Below are 13,656 nucleotides of genomic sequence, written 5' to 3' on the forward strand. Positions count from 1 at the left end.
GTTTCTTGTATAATTTTTGAGTTCAATTACATTGAATCATCCGGGCATTTGAAGTCATCACTGCAAGCTGCGCAAATCACAACTCCATTGCATGCGTACATACAAAATTCTGGTTCCGGAAGTTTAATTCCACCTGCTCCTTTAATGCTTTTTAATTGGCCTTTACTTAGTTTTTTTAAATTTTTCATATTATTTTAATTAAAAATTTGATAGTAAAGTAAAGATAATTAAAAAATTATTAACTCAAACAAGTGTGGTATATTATTTTTTTATCAGTCCTAGTTCTATCAGTCTTTCATGTAAAAACTCTCCTGCTGTGGTATCTTCATATATCTTCGGATGGTTTTCATCGACACAATTTTCAAGAGCATTTAAAGACATTGAACTGACTGGATGCATAAAGAAAGGAATTGAATATCTTGAAGTTCCCCACAATTCTCTTGGAGGATTTACCACTCTGTGGATTGTAGATTTCAATTTGTTGTTGGTGTGTCTGGAAAGCATGTCGCCAACGTTGATCATCAATTCATCCGGCTCCGCAATCGCATCAATCCATTCTCCTTTATGATTCTGAACCTGAAGTCCTTTCCCCTGAGATCCCATCAAAAGAGTAATCAGATTAATATCTCCGTGCGCGGCTGCTCTTACTGCATCATCCGGTTCCTGAGTGATTGGCGGATAATGAATTGGCCTTAAAATAGAATTACCTTCTGCAATTTTATCGTCAAAATAAAACTCATCAAGGTCAAGATACAAAGCCAAAGCTCTCAACACATATTGTCCGGTCTTTTCAAGCATTTTATAAGCTTCTTTACCTACTTCATTGAATTTTGGAAGTTCTTCAACGGTCACATTATCAGGATATTCGCTTTTATATTTTGAATCATCAGAGACATATTGCCCGAAATGCCAAAACTCTTTCAAATCTCCTTTTTTAAAGCCTTTTGCAGTTTCCTTACCGAATCCTACATAGCCTCTCTGTCCGCCGATTCCCGGAATTTCATACTTCTGTTTCGTTTCCGTTGGCAGCTCAAAAAAGTTTTTTACCTCTTCATACAATTCATCTACCAGTTTGTCATCAAGAAAATGGCCTTTTAAAGCAACAAAACCAATTTCTTCATAAGCTTTTCCGATTTCATTTACAAATTTCTGTTTGCGTTCCGGGTCACCCGAAAGGAAATCACGCAGGTCTACACTAGGTATTTTATCCATTTTTAGAAATTTAACGAATGCTAATTTACATTTTTTAAATTAAAATCTTTTCCGTGTTAAGCATTTATAAATTAAATTTGTCCCATGAAAAAATATTCTTCTAAGAGAAGTATTCAAATACTCGCACACCTTTTTCAGCAATACGGAATTTCAGATATTATTATTTCACCGGGATCACGAAATGCTCCTTTAGCGATTCATTTTGCGGAAATGCCTGGAATTTTTAATGCTTTCAGTATTGTAGACGAGCGGAGTGCAGCTTTTGTTGGGATGGGAATGGCGATGAGTGAGAAAAAACCTGTTGCCATAACCTGTACAAGCGGTTCGGCAGCAGCGAATTATTACCCTGCCATCACGGAAGCTTTTTATTCCAATACTCCACTTTTGATCTTAACTGCTGATAGACCAACAGATTACGTGGATATTTTTGATGGACAAACCATTAGACAGAATAATCTTTTTCATCAACATTCTTACGGAGATTTCCAGCTTTTGGAAGACAGTAAGGAAAATGCGGAAGACATTAATTTTGACATTATTAAAAAAGCAATCGAGCTTTGCATTGAGAAGCAAGGTCCGGTACATATCAATATTCCGTTGGAAGAGCCTCTGTATGAATTAGTTTCAGAGCTTCCGACGTTTCCTGACGTTGAAAAAACAATTAAGCAGAAAGAATATGAAATTCCGTCAAACCTGGTTGCAGACTGGAATACTTCACAAAGAATCATGCTTTTAGTGGGGACAAGGGATTACAGCCCGGAATTGGAAAGCCAGTTGACGCAATTGGTTAAGAATCATTCTGTTGTAGTTTTAAGTGAAGTTAATTCAAATCTGTATCACGAAAAATTCTTCAGACATATCGACCGTTATATTTTTAATTTTACGGAAGAAGATTATAAGACTTATGCGCCTGATTTACTGATTACTATCGGACAGAATGTAGTGTCTAAAAAGGTAAAACAGTTTTTAAGAAACGCTCAGCCAAAACAACACTGGCATCTGGATGAAGTTTGGCAGCCGGATACTTATTTTGCATTAACAGAAAAAATCGAAGTCAAACCCGAGGTTTTCTTTTCTAAGTTGTTGAATTTCGTAAGTTTAGAGCCAAAACCATACTACAACCTTTGGGATGTTTTGCGGGATAAAAAAGATGCAAAACATGAAGAGTTTTTAAATACTGTTGAGTTTTCAGATTTTTATTTCTTCAACAGGACTTCGGAGTCGATTCCTGAAAATTATAATATACATTTCAGCAACAGTTCGGCGATTAGGTATGCTCAATTGTTTGATTATGGTAAAAGAAGAATCTACTGCAACAGAGGGACCAGCGGTATTGACGGCTCAACATCTACAGCAATGGGTTTTGCAATCAAAAATACCAATCCTACTTTATTGATTACAGGAGATTTAAGCTTCTTTTATGACATTAATGGACTTTGGAATCAGTATATTCCGCCATTTGTAAGGATTATGATCTTTAATAATGGGGAAGGAAATATTTTTAAAATTATTCCCGGGCCTGGAAATGCAAACCCCAATACTTTAGACGAATTTATCACTACAAAGCATCATAAAACTGCAGAACATTTAGCCAAACACTTTGGGTTCTCCTATACTAAAGTGGATGAGGAAGCGACCCTTGACAGAGTGATGGAAAATTTCTTCAAGCCTGATGTACAACCTAAAATACTGGAAGTCAATACATACGGAAAGAATAGCGCAGACGTGCTGAAGTCTTATTTTGCGTTTATGAAAGAAGATTTAAAAGTCTAAATATTCTTCGTCTCCCGGAATATTAATAATTCTGTCCAGCGGATATATAAAGTTCTCATCAAAGTCATTTAAAGCGTTAATGATCTGGAAATGAGAGAATTCTTTTATGTTTTGTAACGTAACCTCGGTTTCTTTTATTTCTTTATGTTTTAAAAGATTTTGTCTTTGCACGCCGTTCAAAAGATAGGATGTCGGGGTGAACCAATCCTTACCTTTCAGGAATAGAAGATTGGAGAAAGAAGTATCCGTGATATGATTATTTTTAACAATAATGATCTCCTCCGCTTTTGCTTTCATCTTCATCTTTTCAAGCTCTTTTCTATCTTCAAATTTAAAGGAATAGTCGAAGCTGTTGTTTTCAATTAATTGAAAATCTTCAATTTCCGGAATCGCATAAGGGATCATCTGAGTACGGACTTTTTTATCCAAATCGTACACAATCCTTAATTTAAAAAGGCCATCTTCATCATGCTCCAGATGCTTATAAATCTTGGCCAGATCAATAGTGCCTTCCTTACCAAAATGGGTAAAAGTCTGGTCTACACGTTTCTGGTGATATTCTAATAAGAAGATTTTTTTATCTTCAATTTTAATGCTTTCAATGAATTGGGACATAGATTTTGTTTTTCATTTCCTGATACTCGTCTTCTAATTTGCTCATGTGGGTGATTCCACCGCCGCTTTTGAAATAAAGCTCATCGCCTTCTTTTTCAATAAAACGGATCATCACGCAGCTGTCCAGATTTTTACCATCAAACCAACCGCAAACGCCTGTATAATAGCCTCTTTTATAACCTTCGGCTTCAAGGATAATTTCTAAAGTTTTCGGTTTTGGAGCCCCTAAAATAGAACCGGCAGGAAGAAGTTTTTCCATAATACTTCCCACTTTCCCGTCAAATTCAGGCTTCAGATTCCCTGAAATCTCGGAACTCATGGCATACAAATCTTTTTGCTGTGTTTTGATGAAATCAATATGCTGGAATTTGTCAACCTTCACATCATCCGCCACCATGCTGAGATCATTTCGAAGCAAATCTACAACGGTGTAGTGCTCAGCTTTCTCCTTTTTATCGTTTTTCAAAATTTCCGGAGCATTTTCCAATGAGGCGTCAATGGTGCCTTTCATTGGATAAGTCAGAATTTTTCCGTTGATGATCTTTACAAAAGTTTCAGGAGAAAAAAATACAAAAAAATCTTTATAAAAAACTTTATATTTCGCTGTTGAATGAAAAAAAATTTCTTCAAGTGTTAAATTCGTCTCAATTTTCGTTTTTCTTGTATAATTTACAAGATAAGAATTTCCAAAGCGAATATTTTTCTGAACAATATCAAATCCTGATTTAAAATTTTCCAGTGTCTCAGGATAAGATTTCCATTCGATGTTTTTAATTAATTCGTGTTGAGTTTTTGTCGTTGAAAAATTCTGAAAATCAATTAATAAGCCTGATTTTTCAATTTCATTTTCTTTAAAAACCTCAATATTTTCTGCAAGGAAGTCTATGATAAAGAAATAGGGAACCTTCTGAAGGGAAAGTTCATCCATTTCCATAAATTTTTGATGATTCGTTGAAAACATTCGACAAAAGTAATTATTGATGTTTACTTTTGCACAAAATTTTTTTATGGAAAACAAATATCCACAGAAACCGGGAATCGATTTTATTTTGAAGCAGGCATTTTTCTACTGGAACAAAACATTGATTTTTCAATTAATCTTTTCCATTATATATTTTGGAATCTTTATGACGGTATTCTTTTTCTGCGATATGAAATACGGAATTTTCGGTCAGCTCAATGAAGTTTCAAAATACCTGAAAGACGGGACTCAGGTTTATTTGACAGAGCTGAATAAAATGGCTGTGACTGATGGCTTTCAGTCGTTTTCATTATGGATGATGGGAACTGCAATTTTTTTATATCCTTTAAATGTTGGTTTTTTCCAGATTTTCAGAAAAATTGATTTGGGTGAAAAACGTGAGCTTGGTGATTTGCTGGTGGGATACAATGGGATTAATTTTTTTAAGTATGTAGGATTTTATATTTTCTGGTATTTTGTGTACAGGTTTACAATTCCTACCGTTATTTTGGCGGTTATTTGGGTTTGTGTGACGTTATTTGTTACGCCTTTGATGTTTTTTATGGATAAGAGGATTTTTGAAGCAATTTCATTAAATATCCGCGCCTTGAGAATGTTTTTCATTGAAATATTCGTTTGCGCGATTGTGGCAGTTATTTTTAAGTATATAGGTTTTGCGCTATTTTTTGTAGGTGGATTGCTCACTTTTCCTTTCTGGAATGCGATGATTTATTCGCTTTATAAGACAATTTTTACTGAGAAAAGATAAATTTCAGTTTGTTTTAATGTTTTTCTGTCAAAAAAAGTTAAATTTGGTAGAAACAACATTAAAAATTAAACACCATGTCAGAATTTAATGAATTTGACCAACAGGGTTCTGTGCCTGAGAGAACCACGGGATCTATTATTTCCCATGCTTTCGAGATGTACAAAGGGGTTTTCCTTTATGCAATTATTTCAATGATTATATATTTGATCGGAGATTTTGTTTTGCAGGCAATTACTGGATTCAACGCGTGGCAAGGCTTTTCGGATTTCGGGGACTTTGATGGAGATTATTCAAAATACGAATATTGGAGTAGACCGGAATTTTCTCTGTACTATTCTTTTTCAAGTATTTTGGGAATTTTGCTTTCTCCACTGTATGTTGGATTGATTTATATTGCTAATAAATTTAATACTAAAAGTGCTATAGAATTTTCTGATTTGTTTATCGGCTATCGTCAGAATTTAGGAAATATTCTTTTATATAGTTTAATTACAACAATTATTTTTGGAATTGCAGCTGCAATGTGCGGGATTCCTTTCTTTTTTGTTTTTCCTCTTTTCCTTTTGGGGTATCCTATTTTGTTATTTGAAAATGCTAATGCAATGGATGCAATTAGCAAAACTTTTAATATTGCAAAAGAGAATTACGGCACGTTTTTAGGCGCAGGATTACTTGGTGGACTCATCAGTGTCAGTGGAATTATTCTTTGCTGTATAGGAGTTATAATTACCGCTCCGTTTATTATGATCGTAATGTATTCTACATATTGTGCTTATTTAGGAAAACCAAGACAAATAACGTTTAGCAAATAATGAACAAAGATCAGCAAATAAGCAGTGTTAAAATAAAGCAGGTTTCCTTACTTGCTATTATCCTGGTGCTTACGGGTTTAATATGTTTTAATCTTGCCCTTTTTATACCTTCAGTTTTAGGAGCAATCACCATTTATGTTGTTTGCCGGAAGTATAATTTTTACCTGCAGGAAGAAAAAAACTGGAAACCGTGGGCTTCATCATTATCGTTAATGCTGGCAAGTTTGATTGTTCTTATTCTTCCACTTTATTTTATTGGAGATTTATTAATAGAAAAACTAGGAAATGCACAGGCTTATATGCAGAAGTTCAATGTGTTTCTGGAAAAAATACACTCTTACATCTATTCAAAAGCAGGAGTTGATATTTTAAGTAAAGATAATATGACCAGGCTGAAGAGTAGCGTTGGACAATTCTCGACCAAAGCTCTTAGTGGTACCTTCAATACCCTTACAATAGTGCTTTCCATGTATTTTATTCTTTATTTTATGCTGGAAAAACCCAGGCTTTTCGAAAGAATTTTAGCATCATCCGCACCATTAAAAAGAGCAAATGTTTCTTTAATAGGAGAAAAAATGAGAAAGCTAATCATGGCCAACGCCATCGGAATTCCGGTAGTAGCACTTGGTCAGGGGCTTGTTGCGTTAGTGGGATATTTTATTTTTGGAGCTCCTAGTCCTGTTTTACTTTTTGCCTTAACGGCTGCGGCCTCAATGGTTCCTGTAGTTGGAGCGGCGGTTGTTTATATCCCGGTTTGTATCTACATGATTGCGGAAGGGGATACAGGTCCTGGGCTTGGTCTGGCTGCCTATTGTTTGATCATCGTAGGGCTTACGGATAATCTTTTACGTTTTACTCTCTTGAAAAAACTTGAAGATGTTCATCCTCTCAATACGGTTTTCGGAATTATTATGGGAATGAGCCTGTTTGGATTTATGGGTTTGATTTTCGGTCCGATTTTAATTTCTCTAACATTGCTTTTAATCCAGGTTTACAGAAACGAATTTTCTGATGATGACACACCAGAGCTAAAATTACCGGATAAAGATGATGATTTGGAACAAAAAATTGATTTAATAGTATAAAATGGAAGAAGGAATAAATCCGGAGATATTAAAGGAGATTTGTGTCGTAAAAATGCCTTTCGGAAAATATGAAGGAACAGTTTTGGCCGACCTTCCGGTAAGCTACCTGGAATGGTTTTACCGCAAAGGAATGCCCAAGGGAAAGCTCGGAATGCAGCTTTCAACGATTTATGAAATAAAGTTAAATGGCTTGATGGATTTGCTGATTCCCATTCGTGGAGGTACAGTAAGCTATGAAAAGCCTAAAACAAAGACCTACAAGTTTTAATATAGAGTTTCGGCGGCATCGAAGATGCCGCCGAAACTCTATGCTTTTAAAGCAGCAATTTCATCCCTTAATTTTGCGGCTTTGATGAAATCAAGGTTTTTTGCGGCGGCTTCCATTTCTTTTTGCTTCTGTTCGATTACCTTTTCGATGTCTTCACTGGTATAGCTTGCCTTTGCTTCGGCAACTTTTTGAAGGATTTCTTTCTGCGTATATTTTTCGTCAGGGAAATCTTTGCTTCTTCCCACAAGGCTTTCAGAAATCTTTTTATTTAAAGCTGTAGGGACCAGTCCGTGTTCTTCGTTGTACTGTATTTGTTTTGCACGACGGTATTCTGTTTCGTCTAAAGTTGCCTGCATGGATTTTGTGATCTTATCGGCATACATAATCGCCCTTCCGTTAATATTCCTTGCAGCGCGGCCTACAGTCTGGATCATTGATCTTCTACTTCTTAACATTCCTTCTTTATCGGCGTCGAGAATCGCTACTAAAGACACTTCCGGTAAATCTAAACCTTCTCGTAAAAGGTTTACCCCGATTAAAACATCAAAAAGACCTAAACGAAGGTCCTGCATAATCTGAATACGTTCCAAGGTTTCAACATCAGAGTGAATATATCTCGTTCTGATCCCGAATTTTGTGAAATATTTCGTCAGCTCCTCCGCCATTTTCTTGGTTAGGGTTGTTACAAGAACCCTTTCATCAACCTCAGCTCTTTTCCGGATTTCCTCCATTAAATCATCAATTTGATTCAAAGTAGGTCTTATCTCTATAATAGGGTCTAAAAGCCCTGTCGGACGGATAATCTGTTCAACATAAGCTCCACCGGTTCTCTCCAGTTCGTAGTCTGCAGGTGTTGCAGAAACGTAGATAACCTGATTTTGGATCGCTTCAAATTCTTCAAATTTTAAAGGCCTATTATCCATCGCAGCCGGAAGTCGGAAACCATATTCCACCAAGGCCTCTTTTCTGCTCCGGTCTCCTCCGTACATGGCGTGGACTTGAGGAACTGTTACGTGGCTTTCATCAATTACCATTAAGAAATCTTTCGGGAAATAATCCAATAGGCAGAAAGGTCTTGAACCGGGCAATCTTCCGTCCAGATATCTCGAATAGTTTTCAATGCCAGAACAGTAGCCCAATTCTTTGATCATTTCAAGATCCAGCTCGGTTCTTTCCTGTAACCTTTTGGCTTCCAGTGGTTTTTCAATAGAGTTAAAAAAATCAACCTGCTTTACCAGATCATCCTGAATGTGCCTGATTGCTCCGTTCAGCGTTTCTTTTGAAGTCACAAAAAGATTAGCCGGATAAATCTGAATCTGCTCAAAACTTGAAGTAACATTCCCTGAAACCGGGTCAAAACTTTGTATTTTTTCAATTTCGTCTCCAAAAAACTGGATTCTCACGGCATTATCAGCATAAGCCGGAAATACGTCAATCACATCTCCTTTTACCCGGAATGTACCCCGCTGGAATTCATTTAATGTTCTGGAATACAATGCGTTAACTAAAGAATGGAGCAGTGCGGTTCTCGTTACTTTTTCACCAATTCCTATTGATATTAATGATTTATGGAATTCCGTTGGGTTTCCGATACCGTAAATACATGAAACTGAAGCTACAATCAAAACATCTCTTCTTCCGGAAAGCAAACTGGCTGTTGCAGAAAGCCTTAACTTTTCAACTTCTTCGTTGATGCTCAGGTCTTTTTCAATATAAGTTCCCGTTGTAGCAATATAAGCTTCAGGCTGATAATAATCGTAGTAGCTCACGAAATATTCGACAGCATTTTCCGGAAAGAATTCTTTAAACTCCATGAAAAGCTGAGCTGCCAATGTTTTATTATGAGCTAAAACGAGGGTCGGTTTTTGTACATTCTCAACTACATTGGCTACCGTAAAGGTTTTCCCGGATCCCGTAACACCCAGTAAAGTCTGATATTTCTCGCCGATTTGGATTCCTTCGGTAAGTTTTTCAATGGCTTGTGGCTGATCTCCAGTGGGTTTATATTCTGATTGAAGTTTGAACTGCATAGAAAAGTGATGTTATGTAAACAAAAATACGAAAGAAATTGCTGACATTGAAAGGATTTAGCTTTCCAATTTTGGAGTTAATGCTTTTAATTGATTTTCAGATTATTAAAATGTTTTTAATTCATTATGGCCGTTAATTGTTTTTAAATTAAATGAATTTAAGCTTTTCCAAGAAAAATTCTGATTTCGTATTTTGTTATTTTTAATATTTAAATGTATTTATTGACAAGTTTGTATGTATTTTTGCTTCTTTTTGAATTATATTTGCTTTTTAATTCTTTAAAAGTAATATGAAACAAAATCTATTTTCTCTAGCCTTAATTTGTTTTTTCGTTTCCCTGTTTGGAAAGAGCGCACTTCCACCGACTACACTTGCTTTTTATGAAGAGGCGGTTTTTTATGATATGTATGCATCTACAGTCAGCCAGCCTTTGCCTTCGGGAGCAATTCGTTTAAATAATAGTACCTATACAAAGAAAATGACGGATACTCAACTTGATTCATTTGGAAATCAGGTGACTATGAATGTTACCATTGGTGCTTTGTGTGATAATTATGACCGTCTTGCCCATGTTTTTCTGGCATTGGTTCCTAAAGGGGCGAGTTCTTACGATACAAATATTGTTAAAAAGCTTGAAATCGGGAGATTTATAACACCGTTTATGAATAAAAATGTGTCTCCTACAAGTGTTCCTTATACTTTTCAGGTAGATAATATAGGAGCCATTTTCAAAGACCCGATTTTGCGTGCTCAATTTGATTTCTGGATAGAGTTTACGGTTTTCGGAGTTCCTTACGCCGCCCAGACTCAGGTTGCAGGATGCTCGGGGAGGATTGATGTCTTCAAAGGTTCACTTACTTTTGTTACGGATAATAATTCTTCCATTCCGCCGGTAAATAATTTTCTTATGACAATGGCGGCCAATAAAAGCTTTAATAATTATAATGGAACAGACGAGCCGGGAATGACATTGAGGATGTTGAATTTTACATTAACAAATACAGTTAATAATGCCAATTTTTACCTTATTACTTCAAATCACGGGGCAAACAGCGGCGGAGAAGAATATGTAAGGAGACAGCATTATGTTTATCTTAATGACGCGCAGATTTATACGTACAAACCCGGAGGAATTTCCTGCGAACCATTCCGTCAGTACAATACTCAGGGAAATGGTATTTACGGAAGCTCGCCGCAATCTACGGCGTGGTGGACTTCCTGGAACAACTGGTGCCCAGGAAACTCAATTCCGATCAGGAAAATAAGCGTAGGAACTCTGCAGCCAGGCTTACAGACCTTTGTGATTATGGTTCCGGATGCTCAATTTGTTGGTCAGCAGGGAGATTTTCCTTTGTCCGTATATTTTCAAGGTGAAACAGCTGCCATTTTAGGAACTCAGGAAATGACAGTTACCGACATTAAAATTTATCCAAATCCGGCTACCAATTTTATAAAAATATCAAGTACGAAGAAAGTCAGGGAAACTGAAATGTATTCTACAGATGGAAGACTGGTGAAAACGTTCAAGGGTGGAGAATCTGATATCAGTGAACTCCAGCCGGGAGTTTATATTTTAAAAGCAACTTTTGAAGACGGAATTTCTTTTAAACATAAAATAATTAAGAAATAAATTTGAAGCACTACCCAGTAGTGCTTTTTTTGTGGCATTATTTTTCCATTCATTTTTTAAATCACCAAATCGTAATATTATGAAATTCAATAGATTTTATGTTTCAGCATTAAGCTTATTTCTAATTTTAACAGCGTGCAAAAAAAGTACAGCCAATGCTCAGCAGGCTGAAAATGATGGAAGTGTAGAAACAAAAGAGCCAAATTCTAATTATAAGCCGGCTTTCGCAGGGCAGACAAGAATAAAAGCAGTAAAGACCACCACACCCTATAATGTGGAAATTTTAAGCAAGGACTTAGGAAAACCTTGGGGAATTATCAATTTGCCGGACGGAAGATTTTTAATTACCGATAAAAGAGGATACATGAATGTCGTATCAACAGATGGAAAACAGATTTCCAAAATAGAAGGCTTCCCAAAAGTTGACTCAAAAGGGCAGGGAGGAATGCTGGATGTAGCACTTGATCCCGATTTTAAGACCAATAATATTATTTATTTCAGTTTTTCGGAACCTTTTGGAGAAGGTAATCACACTGCGGTTGCAAAAGGAACACTTTCGTCGGACATGAAGAAAATTTCTGATGTAAAAGTAATCTTCAGAGCAACTCCAACTTATGACGGAGATAAGCATTACGGCAGCAGACTGGCTTTTGATAGAGACGGAAATCTGTTTGTGGGTACTGGAGAACGTTCGGATAAACAGACAAGGGTCTATGCTCAGCGAACGGATAATTATTTAGGAAAAATTTTAAAAATAACCAAAGACGGAAAACCGGCTCCGGGAAATCCTTTTATTGGAAAAGCAGGATATAAGCCTGAGATCTATGCCTACGGAATCAGAAATCCTCAGGGAATGGTAATTGATCCAAACGGAACGCTTTGGGATGTGGAAATGGGACCGAGAGGGGGTGATGAAATTAACCTGATCCAACCCGGGAAAAATTACGGTTGGGGAGACGTTACTTACGGGATTGAATATTCCGGGGAGAAAATAAACAACGGTACCACCCAAAAAGCAGGAACAGAACAACCCATTTATTATTGGGATCCTGTGATTTCACCAAGTGGAGTTGATTTTTACACCGGTAATATTGAAGAATGGAAAGGAAATCTGATGATCGGCTGTTTAAGCGGTGAACATATCAATAGAATTGTCATGAAAGATAATAAAGTGGTCGGCGAAGAACGATTATTAGAAGATCAGAAAGAACGATTTCGTGATGTTTTGAATGGTAGTGACGGAAATCTGTATGCAGTGACCGACAGTGGGAAATTGTATAGGATTTCTAAGAAATAAATTAAAGATCAAAAATAGACGCCTGGAATTCCAGGCGTTTTGTATTTAGAAACTATTGATAATTCTGTTTAATCCTTCTGTCAGAAGTTCTCGTGAAGTTGAGAAACAAATTCTGATGTGTCCTTCCGCGCCTTTTCCGAACCATCTTTCCGATCCGGGAACGATTGCTACTTTTCCTTGCTGTAAAACATGCTGGGCAAATGCTTCACTAGACATTCCGTTTTCAATTTTAGGGAAGATTACAAAAGTTGCTTCAGGTAGATTTGGAGTCAGAATTCCTGAATTGCTCAACATGCTGTGCGCCAGATCTCTGTTGTGCTGTAAATGTGTCAAAAAATCATTAAACCAAGGTTTTGCTTTGTCAATCGCCACACTTGCAGCAATTTGTGATAAAGTAGAAACGCCTTCAATGGTTGAATTGAAATTAGATTTTTCCGTAAAATCATCCAATAATTCCTGATCATTACACAAAACGGCACCAATTCTTAATCCTGCAATTCCAAAAGATTTTGAAAAACCGAAAACCGTAAAACTTTTCTTTTTGGCTTCCTCAGAAACCGAAGAATAGGTATTGAATTCTTTTTTATCGTAAACAATATCACTCCAGATTTCGTCACTCATTACCCAAAGGTCGTGGGCCGCTGCAATTTCCGAGATTTTCTTTAAAATTTCCTTAGAATAAACTCTTCCCACAGGATTGTGAGGATTGCAGACGCTGATCAGCTTTGTTTTAGGAGAAATTAATGAAAGCAACATTTCAAAATCAATATCTCCCGTTTTGGAATCAACAGCACACAGTTTTATGTTTCCGCCAACAGCTTCTACCGTTTTTTTGAAAAGGAAATCAACGGGATCAAAGATAATGGCTTCATCTCCAGGATTTAAAACATATTTGGCGATTAAAAACATACCCTGAGCAGCACTATTTACAGCTAAAACATTGTCAGGCGTAAAATTTCCTTTTTTCTCAGTATTAAAATGTTCCGCAACACTTTTTTTAAACTCGGGAATACCGGAAAACGGACCATAACTGAGGTAACCGTCTTTGATGTATTCAATAATTCCCTGTTCGATTTCTGATGACATCCTGAAATCCGGATCAGCTGCCGTTAAAGGAATTATTCCATCTTCCAGCGTTGCCCATCTGCCGTTGTAGGCTTTTCTTTTCAGGGCTTCGAAATTAATATCAGTATTTGTAAACAT

Annotated in this window: 13 protein-coding genes; 7 read left to right on the forward strand and 6 right to left on the reverse strand. The window is 36.5% G+C overall.

The window, feature by feature from the left end; genetic code table 11:
• Positions 1-26 precede the first annotated feature (26 nt).
• Positions 27-188 carry a bacteriocin-like protein gene (locus ATE47_RS19320; RefSeq protein ID WP_185097106.1) on the reverse strand — a complete coding sequence of 54 codons (162 nt, stop codon included), beginning with the start codon at positions 186-188 and terminating at the stop codon, positions 27-29.
• A gap of 73 nt (positions 189-261) precedes the next feature.
• Positions 262-1,212: an isopenicillin N synthase family dioxygenase gene (locus ATE47_RS17620; RefSeq protein WP_062163188.1), complete on the reverse strand. Its 951-nt coding sequence runs from the start codon at positions 1,210-1,212 to the stop codon at positions 262-264.
• A gap of 84 nt (positions 1,213-1,296) precedes the next feature.
• Between ATE47_RS17620 and menD the strand changes: the two genes are divergently transcribed.
• Positions 1,297-2,985: a 2-succinyl-5-enolpyruvyl-6-hydroxy-3-cyclohexene-1-carboxylic-acid synthase gene (menD, locus tag ATE47_RS17625; protein ID WP_062163189.1), complete on the forward strand. Its 1,689-nt coding sequence runs from the start codon at positions 1,297-1,299 to the stop codon at positions 2,983-2,985.
• Here menD and ATE47_RS17630 read toward each other — a convergent pair.
• Both ATE47_RS17630 and ATE47_RS17635 read right to left on the reverse strand, forming a co-directional pair.
• Positions 2,974-3,600: an aminotransferase class IV gene (locus ATE47_RS17630; RefSeq protein ID WP_062163190.1), complete on the reverse strand. Its 627-nt coding sequence runs from the start codon at positions 3,598-3,600 to the stop codon at positions 2,974-2,976. The two genes, menD and ATE47_RS17630, sit on opposite strands and share 12 nt — an antisense overlap.
• On the reverse strand, positions 3,584-4,561 hold the full coding sequence (locus ATE47_RS17635) for an aminodeoxychorismate synthase component I (protein ID WP_062163191.1): 978 nt from the start codon (positions 4,559-4,561) through the stop codon (positions 3,584-3,586). The genes ATE47_RS17630 and ATE47_RS17635 overlap by 17 nt, the downstream gene beginning before the upstream one ends.
• Positions 4,562-4,607: 46 nt before the next feature.
• On the opposite strand from ATE47_RS17635, the gene ATE47_RS17640 reads away from it, so the two are divergent.
• The 4 genes from ATE47_RS17640 to ATE47_RS17655 all read left to right on the forward strand — a co-directional run bounded on the left by ATE47_RS17640 (position 4,608) and on the right by ATE47_RS17655 (position 7,495).
• Positions 4,608-5,330 (forward strand): hypothetical protein, encoded by a 723-nt coding sequence (locus tag ATE47_RS17640; protein ID WP_062163192.1) that lies wholly within the window; start codon positions 4,608-4,610, stop codon positions 5,328-5,330.
• Between the two features lie 74 nt (positions 5,331-5,404).
• Positions 5,405-6,142, forward strand: coding sequence for a hypothetical protein (locus tag ATE47_RS17645; protein ID WP_062163193.1), 738 nt, complete (start codon positions 5,405-5,407; stop codon positions 6,140-6,142).
• Entirely contained in the window at positions 6,142-7,227 is a 1,086-nt protein-coding gene (locus ATE47_RS17650) for an AI-2E family transporter (RefSeq protein WP_062163194.1), read from the forward strand. The genes ATE47_RS17645 and ATE47_RS17650 overlap by 1 nt, the downstream gene beginning before the upstream one ends.
• A gap of 13 nt (positions 7,228-7,240) precedes the next feature.
• Positions 7,241-7,495: a DUF3820 family protein gene (locus ATE47_RS17655; RefSeq protein ID WP_062163603.1), complete on the forward strand. Its 255-nt coding sequence runs from the start codon at positions 7,241-7,243 to the stop codon at positions 7,493-7,495.
• A gap of 38 nt (positions 7,496-7,533) precedes the next feature.
• Here ATE47_RS17655 and uvrB read toward each other — a convergent pair whose 3' ends face one another.
• The gene (uvrB, locus tag ATE47_RS17660; protein ID WP_062163195.1) at positions 7,534-9,525 is read right to left on the reverse strand and encodes an excinuclease ABC subunit UvrB; all 1,992 of its coding nucleotides are present in this window, start codon (positions 9,523-9,525) and stop codon (positions 7,534-7,536) included.
• Positions 9,526-9,815: 290 nt separating this feature from the next.
• Here uvrB and ATE47_RS17665 point away from each other — a divergent pair, with 290 nt between their 5' ends.
• Both ATE47_RS17665 and ATE47_RS17670 read left to right on the forward strand, forming a co-directional pair.
• Positions 9,816-11,156, forward strand: a complete 1,341-nt coding sequence (locus ATE47_RS17665; protein WP_185097107.1) for a peptide-N-glycosidase F-related protein — start codon at positions 9,816-9,818, stop codon at positions 11,154-11,156.
• A 79-nt stretch (positions 11,157-11,235) separates the two neighbouring features.
• Positions 11,236-12,453 (forward strand): PQQ-dependent sugar dehydrogenase, encoded by a 1,218-nt coding sequence (locus tag ATE47_RS17670; protein ID WP_062163196.1) that lies wholly within the window; start codon positions 11,236-11,238, stop codon positions 12,451-12,453.
• A gap of 45 nt (positions 12,454-12,498) precedes the next feature.
• On the opposite strand, the gene ATE47_RS17675 is transcribed toward ATE47_RS17670, so the two are convergent.
• Complete coding sequence (locus ATE47_RS17675) at positions 12,499-13,656, reverse strand: pyridoxal phosphate-dependent aminotransferase (RefSeq protein ID WP_062163197.1); 1,158 nt, start codon at positions 13,654-13,656, stop codon at positions 12,499-12,501.

This window comes from Chryseobacterium sp. IHB B 17019 (assembly GCF_001456155.1).
Lineage (GTDB): Bacteria > Bacteroidota > Bacteroidia > Flavobacteriales > Weeksellaceae > Chryseobacterium.

Excerpts from the sequence above, each read along its gene's own strand:
- ATE47_RS17670 (WP_062163196.1), top strand. The coding sequence starts at position 11,236 with ATGAAATTCAATAGATTTTATGTTTCAGCATTAAGCTTATTTCTAATT.
- ATE47_RS17620 (WP_062163188.1), bottom strand. The coding sequence starts at position 1,212 with ATGGATAAAATACCTAGTGTAGACCTGCGTGATTTCCTTTCGGGTGAC.
- ATE47_RS17675 (WP_062163197.1), bottom strand. The coding sequence starts at position 13,656 with ATGTTTACAAATACTGATATTAATTTCGAAGCCCTGAAAAGAAAAGCC.
- uvrB (WP_062163195.1), bottom strand. The coding sequence starts at position 9,525 with ATGCAGTTCAAACTTCAATCAGAATATAAACCCACTGGAGATCAGCCA.
- ATE47_RS19320 (WP_185097106.1), bottom strand. The coding sequence starts at position 188 with ATGAAAAATTTAAAAAAACTAAGTAAAGGCCAATTAAAAAGCATTAAA.
- ATE47_RS17645 (WP_062163193.1), top strand. The coding sequence starts at position 5,405 with ATGTCAGAATTTAATGAATTTGACCAACAGGGTTCTGTGCCTGAGAGA.
- ATE47_RS17630 (WP_062163190.1), bottom strand. The coding sequence starts at position 3,600 with ATGTCCCAATTCATTGAAAGCATTAAAATTGAAGATAAAAAAATCTTC.
- menD (WP_062163189.1), top strand. The coding sequence starts at position 1,297 with ATGAAAAAATATTCTTCTAAGAGAAGTATTCAAATACTCGCACACCTT.
- ATE47_RS17640 (WP_062163192.1), top strand. The coding sequence starts at position 4,608 with ATGGAAAACAAATATCCACAGAAACCGGGAATCGATTTTATTTTGAAG.
- ATE47_RS17665 (WP_185097107.1), top strand. The coding sequence starts at position 9,816 with ATGAAACAAAATCTATTTTCTCTAGCCTTAATTTGTTTTTTCGTTTCC.
- ATE47_RS17650 (WP_062163194.1), top strand. The coding sequence starts at position 6,142 with ATGAACAAAGATCAGCAAATAAGCAGTGTTAAAATAAAGCAGGTTTCC.
- ATE47_RS17635 (WP_062163191.1), bottom strand. The coding sequence starts at position 4,561 with ATGTTTTCAACGAATCATCAAAAATTTATGGAAATGGATGAACTTTCC.